This window comes from Haloarcula sp. H-GB5, from assembly GCF_054850705.1.
On record NZ_JBTWBG010000003.1, the window covers coordinates 72,755 to 94,573 of the forward strand.

At 52.9% G+C, this 21,819-nt stretch carries 17 protein-coding genes; 12 read left to right on the top strand and 5 right to left on the bottom strand.

Annotated features, from left to right (window positions below):
- Positions 1–108 precede the first annotated feature (108 nt).
- Positions 109–795, top strand: a complete 687-nt coding sequence (locus ACYJ11_RS15855; protein ID WP_461648494.1) for an NADH-quinone oxidoreductase subunit B — start codon at positions 109–111, stop codon at positions 793–795.
- A gap of 32 nt (positions 796–827) precedes the next feature.
- Here the strand turns inward: ACYJ11_RS15855 and ACYJ11_RS15860 are convergent, their stop codons facing one another.
- Positions 828–2,042: an ABC transporter substrate-binding protein gene (locus tag ACYJ11_RS15860; protein ID WP_461648495.1), complete on the bottom strand. Its 1,215-nt coding sequence runs from the start codon at positions 2,040–2,042 to the stop codon at positions 828–830.
- A gap of 763 nt (positions 2,043–2,805) precedes the next feature.
- On the opposite strand from ACYJ11_RS15860, the gene ACYJ11_RS15865 reads away from it, so the two are divergent.
- Entirely contained in the window at positions 2,806–2,934 is a 129-nt protein-coding gene (locus tag ACYJ11_RS15865; RefSeq protein WP_461648732.1) for a hypothetical protein, read from the top strand.
- Here ACYJ11_RS15865 and ACYJ11_RS15870 read toward each other — a convergent pair.
- Together ACYJ11_RS15870 and gfo6 are read right to left on the bottom strand one after the other, a co-directional pair.
- Positions 2,879–3,148, bottom strand: coding sequence for a hypothetical protein (locus tag ACYJ11_RS15870; protein ID WP_461648496.1), 270 nt, complete (start codon positions 3,146–3,148; stop codon positions 2,879–2,881). The two genes, ACYJ11_RS15865 and ACYJ11_RS15870, sit on opposite strands and share 56 nt — an antisense overlap.
- A 393-nt stretch (positions 3,149–3,541) precedes the next feature.
- Positions 3,542–4,612 carry a D-xylose 1-dehydrogenase Gfo6 gene (gfo6, locus tag ACYJ11_RS15875; protein WP_461648497.1) on the bottom strand — a complete coding sequence of 357 codons (1,071 nt, stop codon included), beginning with the start codon at positions 4,610–4,612 and terminating at the stop codon, positions 3,542–3,544.
- A gap of 708 nt (positions 4,613–5,320) precedes the next feature.
- On the opposite strand from gfo6, the gene ACYJ11_RS15880 reads away from it, so the two are divergent.
- Positions 5,321–6,466 carry an alpha-D-ribose 1-methylphosphonate 5-triphosphate diphosphatase gene (locus tag ACYJ11_RS15880; protein ID WP_461648498.1) on the top strand — a complete coding sequence of 382 codons (1,146 nt, stop codon included), beginning with the start codon at positions 5,321–5,323 and terminating at the stop codon, positions 6,464–6,466.
- Between the two features lie 59 nt (positions 6,467–6,525).
- Here ACYJ11_RS15880 and ACYJ11_RS15885 read toward each other — a convergent pair whose 3' ends face one another.
- Complete coding sequence (locus ACYJ11_RS15885; RefSeq protein WP_188978280.1) at positions 6,526–7,161, bottom strand: DUF7344 domain-containing protein; 636 nt, start codon at positions 7,159–7,161, stop codon at positions 6,526–6,528.
- 788 nt (positions 7,162–7,949) lie between these two features.
- On the opposite strand from ACYJ11_RS15885, the gene ACYJ11_RS15890 reads away from it, so the two are divergent.
- The 4 genes from ACYJ11_RS15890 (at position 7,950) to ACYJ11_RS15905 (ending at position 12,734) form a co-directional block, all read left to right on the top strand.
- Entirely contained in the window at positions 7,950–8,231 is a 282-nt protein-coding gene (locus tag ACYJ11_RS15890) for a winged helix-turn-helix domain-containing protein (RefSeq protein ID WP_004515801.1), read from the top strand.
- Positions 8,232–8,630: 399 nt separating this feature from the next.
- Positions 8,631–10,472 carry a CARDB domain-containing protein gene (locus ACYJ11_RS15895; protein ID WP_461648499.1) on the top strand — a complete coding sequence of 614 codons (1,842 nt, stop codon included), beginning with the start codon at positions 8,631–8,633 and terminating at the stop codon, positions 10,470–10,472.
- Positions 10,473–10,853: 381 nt separating this feature from the next.
- Positions 10,854–11,696: a glycosyltransferase family 2 protein gene (locus tag ACYJ11_RS15900; protein ID WP_461648500.1), complete on the top strand. Its 843-nt coding sequence runs from the start codon at positions 10,854–10,856 to the stop codon at positions 11,694–11,696.
- A gap of 102 nt (positions 11,697–11,798) precedes the next feature.
- Positions 11,799–12,734 (top strand): DUF1616 domain-containing protein, encoded by a 936-nt coding sequence (locus ACYJ11_RS15905; protein ID WP_461648501.1) that lies wholly within the window; start codon positions 11,799–11,801, stop codon positions 12,732–12,734.
- A gap of 66 nt (positions 12,735–12,800) precedes the next feature.
- Here ACYJ11_RS15905 and ACYJ11_RS15910 read toward each other — a convergent pair whose 3' ends face one another.
- Positions 12,801–13,970, bottom strand: coding sequence for a glycosyltransferase (locus ACYJ11_RS15910; RefSeq protein ID WP_461648502.1), 1,170 nt, complete (start codon positions 13,968–13,970; stop codon positions 12,801–12,803).
- Positions 13,971–14,235: 265 nt separating this feature from the next.
- On the opposite strand from ACYJ11_RS15910, the gene asnB reads away from it, so the two are divergent.
- From asnB to ACYJ11_RS15935, 5 genes are all read left to right on the top strand, one after another.
- Complete coding sequence (gene asnB, locus ACYJ11_RS15915; protein WP_461648503.1) at positions 14,236–16,125, top strand: asparagine synthase (glutamine-hydrolyzing); 1,890 nt, start codon at positions 14,236–14,238, stop codon at positions 16,123–16,125.
- 129 nt (positions 16,126–16,254) lie between these two features.
- Positions 16,255–17,445, top strand: coding sequence for a glycosyltransferase family 4 protein (locus ACYJ11_RS15920; RefSeq protein ID WP_461648504.1), 1,191 nt, complete (start codon positions 16,255–16,257; stop codon positions 17,443–17,445).
- A gap of 235 nt (positions 17,446–17,680) precedes the next feature.
- Positions 17,681–19,471, top strand: a complete 1,791-nt coding sequence (locus tag ACYJ11_RS15925) for a hypothetical protein (protein WP_461648505.1) — start codon at positions 17,681–17,683, stop codon at positions 19,469–19,471.
- Positions 19,472–19,531: 60 nt separating this feature from the next.
- Positions 19,532–20,488, top strand: coding sequence for a glycosyltransferase family 2 protein (locus ACYJ11_RS15930; protein WP_461648506.1), 957 nt, complete (start codon positions 19,532–19,534; stop codon positions 20,486–20,488).
- Positions 20,489–20,600: 112 nt separating this feature from the next.
- Positions 20,601–21,797 carry a sulfatase-like hydrolase/transferase gene (locus ACYJ11_RS15935; protein WP_461648507.1) on the top strand — a complete coding sequence of 399 codons (1,197 nt, stop codon included), beginning with the start codon at positions 20,601–20,603 and terminating at the stop codon, positions 21,795–21,797.
- The last annotated feature ends 22 nt before the right edge of the window (positions 21,798–21,819 follow it).

Here is a 21,819-nt window from a genome sequence, read left to right on the forward strand (position 1 = left end):
CTAAGCGGAGATATCTCACGGACGAGCCCTGGTGGTGGCTCCCTGATAAACACACTAGTGTGTACGACAGTTCGCGTATTCGCTCTCACTATCTATCTGTCTCTGTTCATGAGCAGTGATCGGCAGAGTATGGACGACGCACAGTCTGATGAGCAGATATGCTCCGGCAGAAGCGTGGATAACCGATTTAATTCTACACTTCGAGAGGTGCTTGGTTCGTCTCCGTTCATCCTCACGAAATTCGACGCGTTCATGAACTGGGTCCGGGGGTCCTCGATGTTCGTGCTACAGTTCGGTATCGCCTGTTGCACCATCGAAATGATGGGCACTCTCGCAACGAAACACGACCTCGACCGTTTTGCTGCCGGAGTCCCACGGGCATCACCGCGACAGGCAGATCTGATTATCGTCCCGGGGACCATCGTTTCGAAGTTCGCGCCGCGGATGAAGCGCGTCTACGACCAGATGCCCGAGCCGAAGTTCGTCGTTTCGATGGGGTCGTGTACCATCTCCGGTGGACCGTTTCAGGAAGGATACAACGTCATCAAAGGTGCGGAGCAAGTCATTCCGGTCGATATTCACGTCCCAGGCTGTCCGCCCCGCCCCGAGGCACTCATCTACGGCGTCGCCAAACTGCAAGAGAGCATCGCCGAAGGTGAGTCCTCGCCGGTGACGGTCAAACCCTACGAATTGGAGCAGTTCGGCGACCTCAAACGGGACGAGCTCGTGGACAAACTTGCCAGTGAGATCGACGAAGACGACCTCGTCATGCGGTACGACTGGAGTACGCCATAACGGCTATGCGATCCGGGAACCGTCTCGACTGATCACCCGTCCGTAATGATCTCAGCAACCCGGTCGCGGCTGAAAAGCTGTTCATCCGATGGAATCTCTGGATAGTGGTCTCCGTTCTCGTAGGTCGGCCACTCGCCAAAGATATCGGGGTACAGCTGCTTTGCGGTCATTTCGATCTGGAAAAGATTCATGATCGGGCCGTGATATCGCATTCCGTGTGCGTACACGCGGTCGTCTTTTACCGCCGCGAGATTGCTTCCAACGCTGTGTGACGCAAGCCTCTCGCGGACATTGTTCATGTCGTAGCGGGGTGTCATCCCCCAGAGGTGGAGGATTACGTCGGGGTCCGCGTCTAGCATCGTCTCATAGCCGACCGAACCCCAAAGACCGTCCCATGTTTCCTCCCCGAAGGCGTCGTTGGCAGCGAGCGGACGTGTGTCGGCGAGCCAGAACCCCGGTCGGTTCAGATGATACGTCCAGAATTGGCCGTCGCCAAGTGTAACCCGAACTGCGGTTGGTCGATCTTCTTCGGGTGGAAGATTCGTCTTGATGGTCTCGATGAGCTCTTGATGAACGGCTCTGAGTTGCTTGTAACGTCTTCGCTCCTGAAACACGGTGGCGACACGACCGAAAAGCTCCCACAGCGTGTAATATTGGTAGCTCTCACTGTAGGGTTCTTGCGGGTCACCGTGTGTTCCGCTGTAGAAATTCCCGAAAAAGGGGCCGACATTGTCGACGATTTCCTCGATATCGCCCATATCCCAGTTCTCCTGGGTAATCGCCCATGCGGGGTCCAGGAAGTGAACGTCGCTACCGAGGCTGTAGAAGAACTCCTTGCTGAAGTTATCGTAGGGGTTCGGAAGGCCTTCCCACTCAAAAGAGACACCAGAAAGCCGTTCGTAGTAGTGGTTCATCGATGGCCCAGCCATGTCTGGAACGAACATTGAATTGACTGCATCACCGTGGTTAAGAGCAACTAACATGTCTGCATACTGATTGTACATCGTGAAGACGTTCTCCGGGACGGAATCGAGTTCGACTTCCCCTACAGGGGAAAGCGAGGCGACGTAGGAGCTGCCTTCTGACGGGGTTGCTGTGCTCGTCTCTTTGCCACTCGATGTTGCTGTACTGGACGGTTCGCCACTGTTACTGGAGCAACCGGCTACGATTGACGTGCCGAGCAGCAGACTACCGCCGGAGAGGTAGTCGCGCCGCGTGAGATTACTTGCTCCGTCTGTCTCGTCCATATTTTAGGTTGGCCTAATATGGTGTATATGGCTTTCGGATTAACCAGATGGCCCTCGTGTAGGAATACTGGATATTTCTTGACTAGCTCTGATCTATGATATGTTCTTCAAAATTGTCTGTGAATACTATCTATTTGAACCTATAGGTTATGGATATACTATCGTATACTCAGAACGTGTGAAATATGATTACTCTGGATGTGCCGATAATCTATTTAGACATTGAAACCACGATTATAATACAGAAAGGAACAATCTTATTTCTATAGCCAAGATTAACTGTGTGCGGCTGCACTTCTACGACTATATTATTCTACATTGTGGCTGAATGCTCTTGGGTGATAAGATCGGACTTATATTTGACCTGAATATGATATTCGTGCCGTCCCATCAGATAATTGCTGTCTCAAATACGACCTTCTGATACCAGCGGCCGTTGAGAGCCTATCGAGTTCGCTGGCGGCAAATAATAACATCTGTACGGGTGTTATTATACTTCTTGGCTTCAGCTGTGAGCAAGAGCCTTTTTATGCGATACCTGGTGCGGTACAGTGTAAATCCTCGTACGACTATCATCTAAATATGACTTCCAGAGCAAATTTCCAGTTCCGGATGGGGTAGCGGAAAGCGGGGGGCCATCCGGAATCTCGACCGGCTACAGACTGTGACCGCTGACAAAGGTCTGATTGAGACGACTCCGGATGAACTTCCGGAGCCCCATGTTGGGCCAGTGTTCAAACACTGAGAGTTCTCCCCGCTATATATGGCGCATAACGTTCGCCATGACGACGATACCTACCATCGACGATCAATCGTCGAGGCTGTAGTTTTCGCGCTCAAGGAGCGTGGTTACATCCTGTTGGCCGAGGTGGTTGGCAGTCGCCCAGCCTGACGTGATGATCTCGTCTTCTTCCGCGTCGGTCCTCCCGAAGCTTGTTCGCGATCGTCTGACGCTGAAAGCGTGGGTCGTTCGTCAGCAATCGCAGTTCCTTGTCCCGCTCACCAAGCCGATTCACCGATTCGACCGCCTCCGATAGGGCCCCGTCCCCGAGATACACTACCCCGCTAAACTCAACCAAGAACGCGCCGGATTGTTGAGAGAACATACCATTCTGTAGACCATCACCCTCTTGTATCGATTTGTCGGAGGCTACACCTACAGTTTAATTGAGTGGCTGATTTATAGCGTCATTAACGAAACTAACTGGCTATTGCTCGCGTCCAAACAAAGCCGACCAGTTCAAATTGGGTTTCGCCACGTCTACCCAAACAAATCAGTCGGATTATTGATAGCATTTACCGCTGATGGTGATTAAGCACCCGATACAATGTGTGTAAAACCAATGTGAGGGTCGCTTCTGTTCTCCGATCTCGAGTATTATACTGCGATCGCGCTGTACGCCGTCTTGACTGGACCAACACGACAGTCGTGATCGTCAACTGGATAAATCTCAAGACAACGTGCAAGCGATGAGATCAAATAAACTCGAATGAGTCAGTTACAGTTTGACGACGTCGCCGCTCTCTGCGGCTTTGTGAATTGCCCGGATGATTCGCATATCTTGGAGTCCGTGGCGGCCGTCCGGGCCAATGTCGCTACCAGTCAAAACGCGGTCAGCGAAGTAGTCGAACTCCTCCCGCATTTCGTCCTCCGCGTCAAAACTCTCGTGTTCGACAGTTACTGTCGTCTCGTTTCGAGACAAATGGAGTTTTGCTTTCCCATGGAATGCTGGACGGAGTTCGATCTGCCCGTCCGTCCCAGTTATTTTCAGTTGCGTATCACTGTGGGCGTTCTGGCTATCAGTCGTGACCATTTTGATACCGTCTTCCAGCCCAAGCAGCGCCCCGGAGCGTTCATCGGGCACATCGTCGAAGGCCTCCCTATAAGAATCCATCTGTGACTGCACTGCCAGTGGTTCCCGGTCGAGCAGAAACCGAGTCGTGTTGATCGAGTAAATCCCTAAGTCCATCACTGAGGTACCATAGCCCGAGAGTTCCGAGTCGAGCCGCCACTGGTCCGTGTTCGGATTCATCTCAAGCAGCGGCTGACTATTGTTTCCGTATACGGATACTGGCTCACCGATGAATCCGTCTTCGATGAGTTCTTTTGCACGCCTAACAGCGGGGTCAGTCTGCATCCGGTAGGCAATCATCAACGGCACAGCGGCGGCCTCACAGACCTCAACCATTTTTTCGGCCCGTTCGACCGTTGACTCCATCGGTTTCTCACACAGGACCGCTTTGTCTAACTCTGCGGCTGTCTCGGCGTATTCCAGATGCAAGGCGTTCGGTGTCCCGATGTAGACGGCATCAAAACTGTCGGCTGCTTCCCCGTCGTGGAACTCTTCGTAACTGATCCCGTGGTCCACACCGTTCTCATCGGCGAGACGTTTAGCTTTCTCCGAAGAACTGCTGACAAACGTCGTAGCTTCACCCAGATCAGAGTCCTGAATTGCGGGGAGTGCCAGGTCGATTGTCCACCAGCCAAGTCCTAACAGTGCGTATCGAACCGTTCCGTCCGTGGTGGTTTGCCAGTCACGCTCGTTATACGTATCAATCCAGTCTTTCATACAGCTATATTTTAAACCTTTGCGCTAAAAACTTCGGTTTCTGAACACACAAACGCCATGACAGTGGTGATAAAATATTAAAAACTTCACAACTCCGACCGACGTAGTCTTGATTGTGTCTGGGTTCGGCCGTCTTTGTGTCCACCACTGATGGCCGGGTGATGTCGCCGGAGTTAGTCGCTGTACTGTGCAGTAATCTTGTTACAACTGACTCTCTTCCTCAGGTAGGTGCTATTATACTCTTTCTCACTATGGAAAAAATAGAAAGAAATCACTGTTCAAACGCGCTCGTTCAAACAGTTAATACGGTATTATGTGGGTAGGTGTATCCTAATGGACATGAATCCGCCAGAATTACGCGCAAATTGTCTACTCTGTGAAGGTATTATATAATCATAACTTAGTAATTAAGACGTTCTGACATTTGTATAAACTATGTGAAACACTACATATGTTTAAATCCGCTGGACGGAGGCTCTATTCAAACCTGAGAACTGTTGGAGTATTCTAAGTCCGTCTTTAACAACCGATGGTAGTGATTGACGAACTCGTCTCCCATTATTTCATTAGCACAACAGCTACCGCTGTTAATTACATATAAATATGTACTCTATATCCGACTGTAGAATAGCCGTAGTAAGCGCATATTCATGTTTTGGCGAAGTCGATTGTAAATACATTGGTAAACCCTCTAGGGAGCTACATCGCATGAAAAACAATGCAAATCGAACACTGATCTCGGGAGGAACCGTTGTTACGCCGACTAGCGAAATTGAGAACGGGACAGTAGTATTCTCTGACGGAAAAATAGTCTCAGTGGAAGCAGAATCTCATGACTCCCCGGACATTGACGCGACGGGGAAGTATGTTCTACCTGGATTGGTTGATCTTCACGGTGATGATATCGAACGGCACCTTTTTCCGAGAGCTGGTGAGCGCGTTGACACGACGGTCGCTTTGGACCGATGTGATATTGCCAATGCCAGCGCGGGAGTTACGACAAAGTATCATGCCATTGCGTTCGAAGACATCCCAGATGATAACCGGAGTATCGAACTAGCCCGTCGCTTGGCCGAGTATATCCGGGATTTCAACTACGAAACCGGTGCCAGGATCGACAACAGACTCCATATGCGGTGTGAACTCACCAACCAAACGGCTGTCGACGCCGTCTCGCAAGAAATCCAATCAGGGGGCGATCTCGTATCCCTTGTCTCACACATTCCCGGAACGGGCCAGTTTGCTGGCGAAAATACACTTACACAACGCTATAATCTTCCGGATGGGGTCTCAGAGTCAAGCCTTCAGTCTCTCGAAACACGCCGCAATGGTCTCTCCGAAATAGAACTAATTTCGCGTGCACGAGAAATCACAGAGCTAGCGAGCGATAGGAATATTCCAGTCGCCTCACACGACGATGAAACCGTTTCGAGTGTGGACAACGCCGCTGCTATCGGGGTAGAGATAAGTGAATATCCACTCTCCCACCGTGTTGCACAGCGTGCAACCGAGCTAAACTTGAGCGTTGCGATGGGTGCGCCGAATGTGGTTCGCGGTGGGAGTCTCTGGGACGGGCCCGATGCGTCTCAGGCGATCAGAGACGGTGTTGTCGACATTCTCTGTAGCGACTTTCGTCCGCAATCACTGCTTAGCTCCGTATTCACCGAAACCGGTGACTCTCTCAAAGACCGGGTATTACGTGTCTCTACTGTACCAGCTGCCGCTGCCGGTCTGTACGATCGTGGCCGATTGGAGTGTGGGGCAAGGGCCGATCTTATCGTCGTTGACCCAGACCCGGTTCCATCGATAGCACGAACATACGTTGCCGGCGACCAAGTGTATTGCTCTGCATAGCCTACTCGTGATGCGTACTAGGTAAAAACTGCGAGCGGCATCAAACCGCTCTTATCAGGCTACTCGCTGTTCGCCTCTTCCCGCTCAACTGACCAGTGATACACCGAACATGCGCCTGCAACACCTACTACCAGGGAGAACAGACCTAAAACCATGCTCCCGGGAAGTGAGAAGGCGACAGAGGCGGCTAGGACCATCGCACCGAGCACCGAGACGGCCACGTAATACTGATACCACTGTCGACCCTCCTCCTGCTCTTCAGAGCGGTTGAGGTACTTTTCGAAGTCGTCTGCCTTCTCGGTAAGGGTGATATGGCCACGGTCTTGGTTAAAATCGACGACACCGATGTCGTCCATCTTCGGGAGATGGCACTGGTACAGTCCTACGTACACGCGCTTGCGCTCACTCGACGTCAACGCATCAGTTGTAGTCTCGTTCTCGATGGCCGCGACGTGTTCTGCGAGCTCTCCAAGAGAAACCTGTTCGCCTCGTTCTCGAAGAAAGTGGAGGACTTCTCTGCGGCGGCTGTTTTTCAGTATTTCAAAAATGACGTCTAGAGATGCACCCGAGTCGTCCTGCTCCTGTGACGCCGCTTGGTCCGCACTGCCCTCTTTCCCTTTTGACGATGGAACAGATTCGTCGCTTAGTTTATTATTCGGTTCTGCTTTCGTTTGTGCGGTGTCTTTGACTCCCATATTTACCCACTTCCTGTGTGCTGCGACATCGTCCACCCGTCTGTAATCGCGCTCACACAGCCCCCCGGCTGTATCGACGGAGCGTTACGCTGTCAGCCAGCATTTCAAATCAACATCACCTTGCCACTTAATACTTTGTTATGTAATCAGTTAGATAATTTTCCTTTGATTACCGTCGGGGTAGTCGGTAGTTGTTTGGGTATTCCGGGAGTAACAGTGTTCTTAGAATCAATTTTCGGCGATCAATGACAAAGATCTGCCACAGTGTGTGTTGAGGTGCACAAAATACGTAGAATGCCCGTGAGTGCCCTGAGAGCGGTTCTCTGTTACGGTTACACGTTACTCATCCTTGAGATCGTACAGGATAAATCGCAGCGTATATGCCCCGTATCTTTGGACGATGTAAGTAACGCAATCTTATCAGTGCCAATCGAACAGCTATCTGGACGCAAAGAGATCCCTGCAGGGACGAAGTCCCAGATAAGATGCTCTTCTGGGCTGTCGTCAGGGAATGGAACTCTCCAAACTTTGCAGTATCTGTCGTTGATCGTTTGGCGCCTGCTTGCCGAACACGTAGCTGAAATGTCCGTTTTATGAATTGAGCGGAAGTGCGATATTACTCACCACATACTCAGTATGCAGGGTACTCAATCGGAATCGTGTATGGTTACGAAGCGAGACCAAGAGACACGAGCGAAACAATTAACCACAGGCACATGGAATATCACCGTACACGAGTTTGTGTCCAAAGAAGGTAGCTGGTACACTCGTGCATACGAATAGATACGATGGCAGACTTTGATCAGTGGGACGAAGTGAGCTACGTAATCAGTTCACGGTATCGAGTCGAGACTCTCCGCCGGTTGTCAGAAGGCCCTGCGACACCGTCGTTAATTGCGGACGACAGGGAAATGAGCATTGCTCACGTTTCGCGCGCCCTGCAAGAACTCCGTGAGTCGGAACTGGTCGACCTATTAGTTTCCGAAGATCGGAAGAAAGGGCGCGTGTACGACATCACCGAGAAGGGTGTCGATATTTGGGAAACAATCGAACGGAAGAACATGGCGTAACTGTCTCCTCTCGGTCTCGAACTGATAGGATTGCACAGCCGCGTCGACTTAGAACCGTCTTTATTCCTGTTTTCGATTCGAATCGAACCTGTCATTTGATGTGGGAATATCGCGTATACACTACTCATTACACCAACCCTGATATTTGATCACAAGCCGGTGTGCTTTCTATAGATTCAGCTAACGGTAGTTGTTTAACTGAAACGCCAAGGAACGGTATCGAATTACTACGACTCTGGCTGAAAGTTCCACTTTGGTGGGCGTGCCTGGTGGTAAACGGATGTTACCCATTCCGAGACACCCCTGTGGAAATCCGCTCTTCGACATTGAATGCAAAGAGTGTCTACCAGTTGGTATAGCAGCCGTAACAATAATGATTTGTAACATACCTGCGTACGCATGTTGTCCATAGGCTACGGAAAATTACTGATTGGGTGCGTCGCTGGATTGTTACTCATTGGAGGCGCTACGCTGGGGCTTGGAATCGGTGGGTTCGCCGATGGACCGGTAGATTCGGGGCCCGCTGTCGGCGAGGACAAACTGGAGATACGTACTGTGCAATCTCCGACCGAAATTCGGCCGGATGAGCCGTTGCGTGTGCAATTGCAAATCACAAATTCGGGGTCGGAAACGACAACACAACAGGTAGCGCTACGATTGAACGGGGACGGACAGCCCTCTGAAACGGTAGCAACAAAACAAGTCGAGGTTTCGGCTGCAGAATCGACGGACGTGACGTTCGCTGTCGAGCCTGATCAAGTCAGCTCCGGGGAATACACGTACGCTATTGCTGTCGGTGAATCATCGTCCCCGGAGTCAACTGGGAGTGTGGCTGTCCTCACCCCGCCTACGTTTGTACTCGACGATACCACTGAAAACGCTACAATCGTCCGCGGAACGAACGCCTCTATACGAACAAACCTGACCAATGTCGGTGCATATCGCGGCGTCCAGACAGTGCGAATCGCTGTCGATGCGGATCAAAACGGCCAGTACTCCGGTTCTGAAACGCTGAACGAGAGTGTCCACTCACTTGCGGGCGGCCAGAGCCAGATGAACACTGCTACGGTCCGAACTGCTGATCTTGAACCTGGTCGATATCAATACAAGGTCGCCACCGAAAACACAACAACGACCGGAACACTCCATGTCCAGCAACCGGCGACGTTCCGGGTACAGAACACGACTGCACCGGCCAACGTAACGAGGGGGGAAACTGCCAATGTCTCAGCGATCGTCGAGAACGTTGGTGACGTGGACGGGAGCGAAAACGTCACGCTCCGCAGTGATTCTATGAACACCACCTATTCGCGCTCCGTTTCACTGGCTGCCAACGAAACGACAACGGTGTCCGTTGGAGTGAATACGACGAATTTGAGCCGCGGGACACACAACTATTCGCTTGGAACCGCTGACGGCACAGAGACCGTCTCGATGACGGTACAGGGCAGTCATTTTGAGGTGTCGGATTTGGCTGGACCGAATGTCCTGTACGTCGGTGATACGGCTGCGTTCTCCGCAGACGCTACGAACACCGGTGAAATCACCGGAACTCAATTGATCCAGCACCGCATCGACAGCGATGACGATGATCGACCGGAAGCCTATGGAGTCGACAGAAACGTCACGCTCGCACCCGGCGAGTCGACTCGTGTTCGGTTCGAGATTGAATACACGGTAACTGACTCGACGGATTACCCCGTAGAACCACTGAGTCTGCAGACGTATGTCTATGGCATTTACTCAGAAGACGCGCGTGCGTCAACAGCTATGTCGGTCAAGCCCTCATGGGCAAAAGACGGCGGGTCCAGCGGTTCCGGCGGAAGTACCAGTGTCTCTGATGGTGACCGTGCTTCGCTTGATGAAATAACTCAGGACAAGTACGGATACTACTATGATGAGGTGAGCAGTGAAACGAAGCGCCAGGTCGAAGAGATTCATGAGCGTCAACCATTCGCGGATGGCCTTGCGGCCGCAGAGGTGCGTACGCGTGAGGAGATCGCCCGGCAAGAGTACGGTGCCGATGTGAAAGCTGGGGAAAAGTTTAATTTCACAGGATTAGAAATCGAAACCCAACAGAAAGTCGAAGCAGACTTCGATGCGCAGTTCCAGACTGATTCCGGTGACCGAATCGAGTCCTGGGACGAACTGGCCAACGACACATACGGGAAGTCGTACGAGAACTTAACCGCTAGTCGCAAGGCGGACATCAAGACGACGTATCAGGATCAATTCGAATAACCACTCACCCCTAACAATAGTAATCGCCGTACGCAGGCGCTTTTCCGAATCGGCCTAACGAGATATTTATCGATCCGACAGTTCACTGTATATGACCGCTAACCTTGGAAAGTAAGGAATAACAATAGATCGATTTGTCCAACATGGCGACAGAGAGGGCCCCCATTGGTGGCCGGTGAGCGGCCCTACGACCTACCATGACTATCACTGAATCAGAGGTTGCTATTGGCGCGTGGGTCTGGCAAGAAGGCCGACCCGAGATGAGTAGCTCCCTTTTCGGTAGCTCTATGCATACCGTACCGGACTCGCTCCAGCCATGCAGTCGTGCTGTACAACTCATAGAAACGAAGCGAGACCACTTACCAACAGGGGGGACATAGAGTGTACAAAGGCTCAACTGTCGGTGTCGTCGTTCCGGCACACAACGAAGAGGGGTTCATTGGTGAGGTCCTCGACTCACTTCCGGAGTATGTCGATCAGGTGTTTGTTATCGATGACTGCTCGACAGATGGCACGTGGACCGAAATCAAGGAATACGTGGATGCCGAAGTAAATCAGGCGGGTGTGACCGATGATTCCGCAGAACAAATAGCTGTCGCCGATGGGGCCGGAACAACGGTTTCTGAAAGCCAGACGTTCCTCGACAAGCGTATCGTCCCGGTTCGTCATCAGACCAACGGCGGTCGCGGGGCCGCCATCCAAACCGGATACGATCTCGCGCTTATGAGTGGCATGGACGCGGTTGCAGTCCTTGATGGCGACGGTCAGATGGATCCGAACATCCTCAATGAGATCCTCGACCCAGTCGTTGAAGGGGAAGCGGATTACGCGAAAGGAAACCGCTTGATATCGCGACGCCACTGTACTCAGATGTCCAACTGGCGGTTTTTCGGGAATGCGCTCCTCACGTTTTTGACAAAGATCGCAAGCGGACACTGGAAAATGCGCGATCCTCAGAACGGATACACCGCAATTTCCGCAACGGCGCTCGAACAACTCTCGCTGAACGACCTGTTTAACGATTACGGGTTCCTGAACGATATGCTAATCCACTTAGACGCGAACGGCATGACCGTTCAGGATGTGCCGATGGAGGCATTTTATGGCGACGAGTCAAGTGGAATCAGATACAGTTCGTTCGTTCCGAAACTATCCCTTCTGTTACTTCGTGGGTGCATCTGGCGGTTACACGAAAAGTACCTCTCTCGAACAGAATCAGAGTAACCACATCTGGCGGGGGTACGTCGCTCTTTGACACCGCAAGCGACATCATCAAAGACGGGTATGCAGTTGTTACTTATTATGGCGTCGGCGTGAGCGGAACGTATGGGTAGGTGGTCGGATGCTTTGCCAGCGACTGTCGATTTGCTTGCTGCCGTTGGGTACACAGCAGTTGTGCTCCTCGCAACATTGTCGTCTCTTGACGGAGTTTCCCTCGCGGCCATCGCGCTCCCGTTTCTGCTATTCGTTCCGGGTTATGCCGTGGTCGCGTCGCTGTTTCCGACTTGGAACCCGGAGTACGAGAACCACCGGTTGATCGCCACAGAACGGATGCTGTACTCAGTTGTGGCAAGTATCTGTTTGGCAATCATCGTCGGAGTCAATCTTGAGTTCACACCGTGGCCGATTCGGCCGACACCAGTCGTTACTACCCTTGCTATCGTAACTGTGGTGGCAGCTGTGATCGCGTGGTATCGGCGTCGCCAAAGGACACCGACGAGCCTCGGTCAACCCTCGATGCCCTTCGGAAACTCGCGGGCCGCCAGCGGAAGTTCCGACGGGGAGGGGATACAGCTAGGGACTATCGTTGTCGGTGTTGCGATCCTCGTCACATTCGCCAGCGTGACGTTGGTCGCGGCCCAGCCACAGCGCGGCGAGGCGTACACAGAATTCGGGCTGCTGACCCAGAATGAGACTGGCGATCTGGAGGCCAGTGGCTATCCGGAACAGATCACGATGGGCGAGTCCGAACAGATGTATTTCACTGTCACCAACCACGAGATGGAGACAACTGAGTACGTCGTCGTTGTGCAGTTGGCCAGAACTGCGCCGACAGGAGAGGTAATAGAGCGTACACGTCTCGATAGTTATAACAACCGGACCGCGGCTGGAGACCGCTGGCTGCAGCGTCACACGGTTACGCCGGTACTAGAGGGGGAGCGCTTGCGGTTGACGTATTTGTTGTACAGAGGAAGTCTCCCGGATCAGCCCACAACTGAGAACGCGTACCGTGAGACTCACATCTGGGTCGACATAACGTGAACTGACAACGACAGGAGTCTGGGAGTCGGTTTCAGACTGTTCTGATGGCTAGTCTGCCAGAGCCACTCAGGAGGTGGTGAGCGGCTCGGATCGGTTACCGACACCATCAGCGACCTCCTCTAATGCGAAGTTTTGAATAAACGCTTCGTACTGGTCGATCACGGCCGTCGGAGCGAAATCGTTCGCACGCTCAACCAACACGTCGCTCGGGAGTGAATCGTCGAGCGTCGCCTGGATGGCCGCTGCGAGTCCCTCATCGTCATCGACATCCACGAGTGGGCCGTACTCACCGCATTTGAGGATTTCCGCCGGGCCACTGGGACAATCGGTCGAGACGACCGGACATCCACAGGCAAGTGCCTCGATAAGTACGGTCGGCAGTCCCTCGTGGATTGAAGACATTGCGAGGACGTCCGCACCCGCCATGTAGCCGTACGGATTGTCGACAAAACCGGGAAACGAAACCGCGTCGTCGATGCCTAACTCGGTCGCGAGGGTTTCGAGTTCGGTTCGCTTCGACCCGCGACCGACAATTATCGCACGCGTGTCTGGTTGAGCGGCATGGACCCGTTCGAAAGCGCGGAGGAGCGATCCAAAGTTCTTCGCTCTCTCCAGACGTCCGACACCGAGGACGACGTCAAGGTTCGAAGCCTCGATCCAAGGGTGCTCCACGGACTCCTCTGCCCGGTCCCGTACCTCATTGACAGGGACCGGGTTGTGGAGAACGGACACCTTCTTGCGGTCGATGCCGACGTGTTCAACGATGCTCTCAGCGACACCTTCCGAAACGGCGACGAACTGGTCTGACTGGTGTGCGAGGCGACGCTGCAGCCACTGGACGAGTTTCTCTTTCGGTTCCTCCTGCATCCCGAGCGTGTTGTGGATCGTCGAGATAGTGACAGTATCAGCGCCAGATAGAATCTGCGAAATCATATGAATATCGTTAGCATATGTCATCTGTGAGAACAGTATCTGGGGAGACCGTCGACGCAGATATCGCACGAAAGCAGGAATACTCGCACCGATTCCTACCCCCGGTATCCGCTGTGTTCCGAGGTCGACGAGGTTTACACTTCCGGCAACATCGGTCCGGAAATCTCCCTCGTTGTACGACACGACAAGGTCGACCTCGTATCCGCGCTTGGAGAGCCCGTTCGCAACAGAAACTGTCACACGCTCGGCGCCACCGACTGTCAGAGAAGGAACGAAGAACGCTATCGGCCCAGTGTCTTCCATTAGTTTCACAGTCTGTGTGAGCGGGCTTGTTTATACTCACCCTACGCCGATTCTCGGGGTGCGTTTCTAACTTTCCTGCAGTGCTCTGGTCGATTCGAATGGCTCGAATCGTTCATGTAGGCCGCGTAGCGGGACAGAAATGCCCCGTGAGAGTTTTACAACGGACTGACACCCGATGTGGATAGCGTAGAGTGGATGATAGTGCATCTGACTCGCCCATGTAGGGAGGGTATAATTTTGAGCATCGCAGTAGATTACGCGGACAATGTGTGGAATCTGTGGTCAGTATATTCGATCTGGCTCACCTGCAACCGATGTTCTTGAACGTATGAACGACTGTCAGTGTCACCGAGGTCCTGACGACGACGGGATTTTCAGAGATGGAAGTGTTGGACTCGCACACCGACGACTCAGTATCATTGACCCCGAGAGCGGCGGACAGCCGATCCACAACGAGAACGGTACAGTAACCGTCATCTTCAACGGAGAGATCTATAATTACGGTCATATCAAGGACCGACTCACGTCCGCTGGGCACAGATTTACCACTGAGACCGACACAGAAGTGCTGGTCCACCTCTACGAAGAAGAAGGCCCCAGCTTCGTCGACGAACTCGATGGAATGTTCGCGTTCGCTCTGTGGGACAGTGAGCGAGAACGCCTGCTACTGGCCCGTGACCCGATGGGTATCAAGCCGCTCGTTCTCGCCGAAACGGACGACCAGTTCGCGTTCGCCTCCGAGCTCCCATCGCTGTTCGAGAGCGATATGGACCTCGGCGGCATTGATAGGGACGCACTGGCCCAGTACTTCGCATTCGGCTATATTCCGGCACCGAAAACGGCCTTCCGCAATGTCTCGAAGGTCCGGCCCGGCGAGCGGATACTCATATCGGACGACGGTATCCACCGCGAGAAATACCATGATCCATCGATAACGCTCCGCGACCCCGATATTGACACTGCTGCCTCGCATCTCCGCTCGCTCGTCGAATCGGCGGTTGAAAAGCGCTTGATGGCTGATGTCGAACTCGGCGCGTTCCTCAGTGGGGGAATCGATTCGACGATAATCGTCGGAGCGATGGCACAACTCCTTGACGATCCCGTCAAGACGTTTACCGTCGGTTTCAATCAGGATCGATTCGACGAATCCTGGGCGGCACGAGAGGTGGCGTCTTTCCACAACACCGACCATCACGAGATCACGCTCACGGCGAATGACGTACGCGAGTCCGTGCCGGCTGTACTGAATAAATTGGGGGAACCCTTCGCCGACCCGGCATTGATGCCGAGCTACGCTGTGTCTCGGGCCACGAGAAATAACGTCAAGGTCGCACTTTCAGGGGATGGTGCCGACGAGCTGTTTGCTGGGTACGATAAGTACCGAGTCGAGTCTCTGTCAAAATACTATCGGGCGCTTCCATCTCAAATACGGAAATACGCCGTCGAACCGGCTGTGAACGCACTACCAGCCTCACGTGGGACTGCAGTCGGCGACGCCGTATACAAAGGACAATGGTTCATAAATCGGAGCGGAGCACGATCGGTCCCGGAACGACATTTCGATTTAATGCGCGTATCCGACGACCACGCTATCCAGTCCGTGACGAACGTCGACCCGATCGAAGCTGGGCAGACCACTCTCCGGTCACAGCACGCCGCAATATCCCCCGAACTGACTGACAGGGAGAGTTTGGCACGGATACAGGCTGTCGATACCCGCTTATCGCTCCCGGATCAGATGCTCACGAAAGTCGACCAGGCTAGTATGTACAATTCACTTGAGGTACGTGTTCCGTTCCTCGATACTGCTGTCGTTGAGTATGCACTCAGTCTCCCAACAGACCACAAACTAACTGGCCGTGATCGAAAACGTGTGCTGAAACGAGCCTTCGATGATCTACTGCCGGAATCAATATTACAGCGAAACAAACACGGGTTCGACATGCCGATCGGTGAGTGGTTCAAACACGAACTTGCCGATGAGTTCGTCTCGACGGTCCGCTCTACCGATCTGGGCATTCTCGATACAGCGGCGACCTTAGACCTATTCGAAGAGCACGTCGATGGAAACCACGATCACTCGCGGTTCCTCTGGACTGTATACGTCTTCAAACACTGGGCGCTACGTATGCAAGAACAGGGCGTCCTCGAATAGGAATACGGAGTCAGGAGCCGGTGTGACTATACACCACGATTTGGTGTCTTGTACTGGCTATAGTGGCATATTACTCAAAAAACCGACTGTTAACTATACCCGTCTACCCGCAAGAGTCGGGCGACATAAATGCATATACTCCGGGTCGCCCAGGACATCTTCCCCGAAACCGTCGGTGGTGCGCCATATCATATACATGCTCTGAGCCGTGATCAGGCTGCGATGGGGCATGAGGTCACCGTCTTGACCGTCTCGGACGGGGTGGAAGAGCGAGAGGTCACTGATCAAGACGGGTACACTCTAATCAAACAACCGCCGAAGCTAGAGCTCCTCGGGAATCAGATCTTCGCCAACACTGTCAGTGATCTACGTGGTATGGAAGACTTCGACGTGGTTCATACCCACTCTCACCTGTTCTTCTCAAGTAACGTGGCCGCTCTGTACTGCCGCATGGCCGATATCCCAGTTGCAATCACATGCCACGGCCTCAACTCACAACGAGGTCCGTTCTGGTTCTCGCGTGCACACCTTCGGACGCTGGGCAAGTGGACATATGATTCGGCCGATGTCACGCTTTGCTACACCGATGTCGAGCAATCTAAGCTCCGTAATATCGGTGTCGACGCTGACATCGCGGTTGTAAACAACGGAATAGATACCAACCGCTTCTCACCTGCCGGACAGGAGCATCCCGATATTGTGAACCAGAGCGGCCAGGCAATCGTCTTTGTCGGCCGCTTAGTCGATGGGAAGCGGCCCCAGGACGTGTTAGCTGCGTTCGATTCGATACGAAAGCACTGTCCGGACGCCTCGCTGTTTTTTTGCGGCGATGGCCCGCTTCGAGACCGTCTCGAATCGACAGTCGCTGACAAGGGACTTACAGATGCTGTGGAATTTCTGGGGCGGGTCCCATATCAACAGATGCCATCGGTATTCAGAGCTGCGGACCTGTTCGTCTTGCCAAGTCGGACTGAAGGCTTTCCACGGACAGTTATCGAAGCGTTAGCCTGTGAAACGCCAGTCGTTGCCAGCGATCTTGAACAGACCTCGAAAATAGTTAACCAAACGGGAAAGACAGTTCAAGTCGGCAATATTGAGGGATTCGCGACGGCGATTTCTGATTTGCTCAGCGATGAGCATCGGCTCTCAGAGCTGGGAAAACACGGTCGAAAAATCGTCACTACGCGCTATAACTGGGCAGAGACAGTACAAGAAACAACGGAAATACTGGGCCAAGTGGCTGAAATCGATGACTCCGTGACTCGAGACAAGAAGGAGTCGATCAGCAGTCCCACACCTGTGATCAAAGACGAGATCTGAACGCATGGCGAATCGAGTACCGACTGATTCGGGTTGCACGGCTCGACAGCAATGTCGCGTTTTCGTGGCTCAATCGTCATTGCGGTTCAGGTGGGCTATTGACGCTGGTGAGAGCCTGACTGTGGTAGGGGCGATGGCCTCAGACTCGTTAATCGCTGATTACTTAATATATACCGTACGCAAGATCCGCAAAGGCGTGGATATCACATTGCGTAGCGCGTCAGAAGGGTAATAAATGAGTCACGAGACTAATCTCGATCAGCAGTCATTTGACAGCTTTGAGTTCGCCAACCGCGACATACAGGAATATCTGGTCATCCTCCTGTCCGGTATCCTTGTCATCGAGAGCGCACTTTTCCTGTCCATTCAACCGGTAACCGGATACGAAACCTCGCTGGTAGATGGGCTGTCCCAGCTGTTCTGGTTCACTTTTTATTCGGTCATGATTGGCGGCATATTGACACTGATAGCAGCAGCTATCACACAAACGAGGTACTGGCGACACGGTCTTGGCCTCGTGTTTTCAAACTACGCGTTGTATTTCTTCCTCCCGAAAGCTCGCGGCTATCGGTTCTATGGACAGGGGACAGCAGATGCACTGCAACACTTCGGCGATGTCAAGGCGATCCTCGAAACGGGATCTCTTCCCGGAATCTGGTATCCGGGTGAACATGTGCTGATGGCCGAGATGGCGATGCTGGGTGTCCCGATTGACGCGATGCCATATCTGGTTGCGTTGTTGTTTACGACGATCCAGATCATTGGAATCGGAGTCCTCGTAAAAACGCTCTCGGGTAACCGGGGAAGTCTGGCTGCCGGACTAGCGGCCGGTAGCACTCTCATTTATACGACCTTCCATCTCTCAAACCACCCGGCGATGAACTCATTTATGATCGTTCCGGTCTTGCTCACGCTCACAGAACTGTATCGACGGAGTAACGACAACGAGTACCTCCTCTTGATTCTCTTGGTTGGCCTGTTCATCATCTACTCGCACCCGATGACAACCCTGTTTATGCTAGGTATATTACTGTTAACCTCTGTGTATTCCGGGCTGTTCGGATGGCTTTCTCAATCGTCCACTCCGCGACTCAGTCCGCGACTTGGTGTGGCTTTCCTTCCGCTCCTATTCGCCTGGCTCACCAACTTCGGTCAGACACGCCAAGCCATAATAAAAGTCGTTGCAGCACAGGACGACATGAACCCAGCAGCTAGAGAGGTACAGCGAGCCGGCTCAGTTCAGTTTTCACCGCTACAACTCGCCGAGAAATTCATCACGCTGTACGGGTCGACTACAATTTACTTCGCTATCGCCGGCGCATTCGCCCTTTTGACCCTGTACTGGTTTCTCTTCAGGGAGATGCGGTACGACTGGGGTTTCGGTTCGGTTCACTTCGTCGCAGGGCTCGGTGTCGCGGCGATCTTCCTTCTCAGTAATCTCATTGTGAAGGGTATAATTAGAGTAAACAGATACGCCCTCCTGTTCGCTGCAGTCCTCGTTGGGATGGCACTCATCCATAGCGCTATCAGGCGCAACTCGGTAAGCACCGTTGCTTTGACCGTACTCATCCTTCTAGGTGCCTGTCTCGCTGCAAGTGCCGCCTACGAGCCAAACCGTCACATGACCTACGCAGAGTACGATGGGTCCCAATTCATGGCAGCGAATATTGACGAAGGCGTTCCGATCCATGCAATGGATACGTCACATAAGATGGAAGCGTTCGTCTTAGGCACAAACCATCCCCGCTACTACCCACAGAGTTTCAGTATGAACAATAACTTGCCTCGGAACCTCGGCTATTTCAGCCAGGATGTAATCGCCTCTGATACCTTTGGCAGAGGTTATGTAGTTACGAAGACACACGATGTCAAACAACACACTGCCTCGTATTATACAAAGGACCAACAGGAATATTTATTCCGATACGGTGAAGACAGCCTGGCGAGGATGCACAACGATCCAACGGCAAACAAGGTTTATACCAACGGTGGGTTTACTGGGTGGTCCGTAGCGCCCCAAAATTAGGCAGCAGAGCCACGAATAGCCAGACACTAACTTTACTTCGATACCGACACCACCAGCCATATGCCAGATTCGCTCGTCAGCGTTGTCCTCCCGACATACAAGCGACCGGACAAGCTTCGGAATGCAGCACGGAGCGTCGCAGAGCAGACGTACTCAAATATCGAACTCATCGTCGTCGACGATCATTCCCCGCAGCCCGCAGCCGATACACTTGCCGGAGAGTCGCTGGAGGGTATCGAAGTCAATTGTATTCGTCACCAACAGAACAGGGGAGCGAATCAGGCACGGAACACGGGAATCCAACGGGCAGAAGGCGAGTACATCGCGTTGTTAGATGACGACGACGCCTGGGACTCCGAAAAGATTGCTCGACAGGTTACTGAGATGGAAGAGAGCGCTGACAGCGTCGGCGTCGTCTACACCGGATGTGAGTACGATTACGGGGACTACACACGGAACGTTATCTTCACGGTGGAAGGGAATGTTACCAAAGACCTCCTCCTGGGAGAGTCGTTTGGTGAATTCTCGACGTTGATGGTCGCGGCTGATATCATCCCACAGGCCGGGCTCCCCGACGAGCGTTTTCCCAGCTGGCAAGACAGAGAGTGGCTGATACGGCTCTCGCTACATAGTGAGTTTCGCGTGATTACCGAGGTACTGACATATCGGAACTGTCCCGAAGAAACGGACCGAATCAGCAACAACTACGCTGAGAAGCGGGATATCTCCTACCCATTAATGGTAGAGAAACACCGAGAACTCGCTGCGAGATACGGACGAAAATACGAGCGGGCCTTTCTCGCGTCACTGCTGTTCATTCTTGGACAGGAAGCGTTACGTGCCAGAGCATACTCTGATGCGAGAACGCAACTGGTTAAATCAGTGTATTACTGGCCGTTTCGAACCGACAGGTGGCTGTTTGCACTCGCTGCGCTCGGGGGTAGATTTAGCTATAAGCCGGCGAAAAACGCGATGAAGACCCTCAACTCGATCAAAAGTGGAGTAATTACGAAATGACCTGTTCTAGGTAGATATCCTGTCCCATCACCAGAGAGTGTTTTTTATGTGCTGTTTCATACCTCGTAGGGGTGTCTTTACTATATTGTTGTGGTAGCCACCCTCTGGTAGCATGGAGATCGACGTAGAGAACGTTCTCATATACGTTGACGACGCCGTCAGATATAACGCAATTAACGATGATCTCGCGGAAATCGGGCAGACCCACAAGACGATTGCGGCATCAACACACACGCCCACGTCATTCGGGAGTTTGTTGACCGGGCTGTTACCACCGAACAGCAATATCCACAGCTTCAAGCATTCTGTGCCTGCGAACGTCCGTTCAGTATTCGATATTGAGAGCCACGAAGTTTCGATAGCTGCTCAAGGCGGAATGAATCACAGCATTGCGGAAATGTTTGCTAATCCTCCACGGAAATCGATCGACGATGTCGAGCCCCCTTTTGTCCACGTTGCGCGTCGGCCCGGTGGCCACGCGCCGTACGACGGATTCGACTGGGACGACTACGAATACCGCAACGAGACCGCTCTCGAATATCTCTGGCGCGTGTCGTCGGAGCCGGAAACGGCGCGAAGAGACTACTACAACGGTGTCGGCCGCTCGTTCGAAGAGTTCAAGCGTGTCCTCCGGACGCTTGAACACAAAGGGCTCAGAGAAGAGACCCTTGTCATCTATACCAGTGATCATGGCGAGCTACTCGGAGAATACGGGTACTTCGGACACACACACCTCGCGACGCCTGAAGTCGTATACGTTCCGACGTCGTTCATCCATCCGGATCTGGACCCCTCCGGCGAGAACGGGCTCTTACACCATGTGGACATCTTACCGACGATCGCCAGTGCGATGTCCTCGCAACCTGATTTCGGTAGGGTGGATGGGAACACAGAGGGAGAGGGTCGGACGACCGGCTATACGCACCTGAATCACATTCGATACGGCTCGTTACCGGGACCTGCTGAGAAGGTTGTCAGCCTCACTGGCGGGTTTGAGCGGACGATCAAGAGTCTCTGGGACGAACACGGTGGGCACACGTTTGTGGACGGACACAAAACGACGTCATCGATCGTTTATTTGGCACTGCTACTGCAGAAACCCTTCGGACGACAAGTCGTCCACAACAAGAAGGTTCGAGACTCATATCGTCGATTCATGCCGGGTCATCAGTCGTATGGAAACCCACAGTTTACTGCGGATGAAGCGCGGGCGGAGATAGCGGAACTCCTCTCAGGGGGGAGTGAAGAGACGGTACGTGACATTGACGAGGACACGACTGAACAACTCGAAAACATGGGTTACCTCTGAGTATGATCGCTCGCGCGAACAC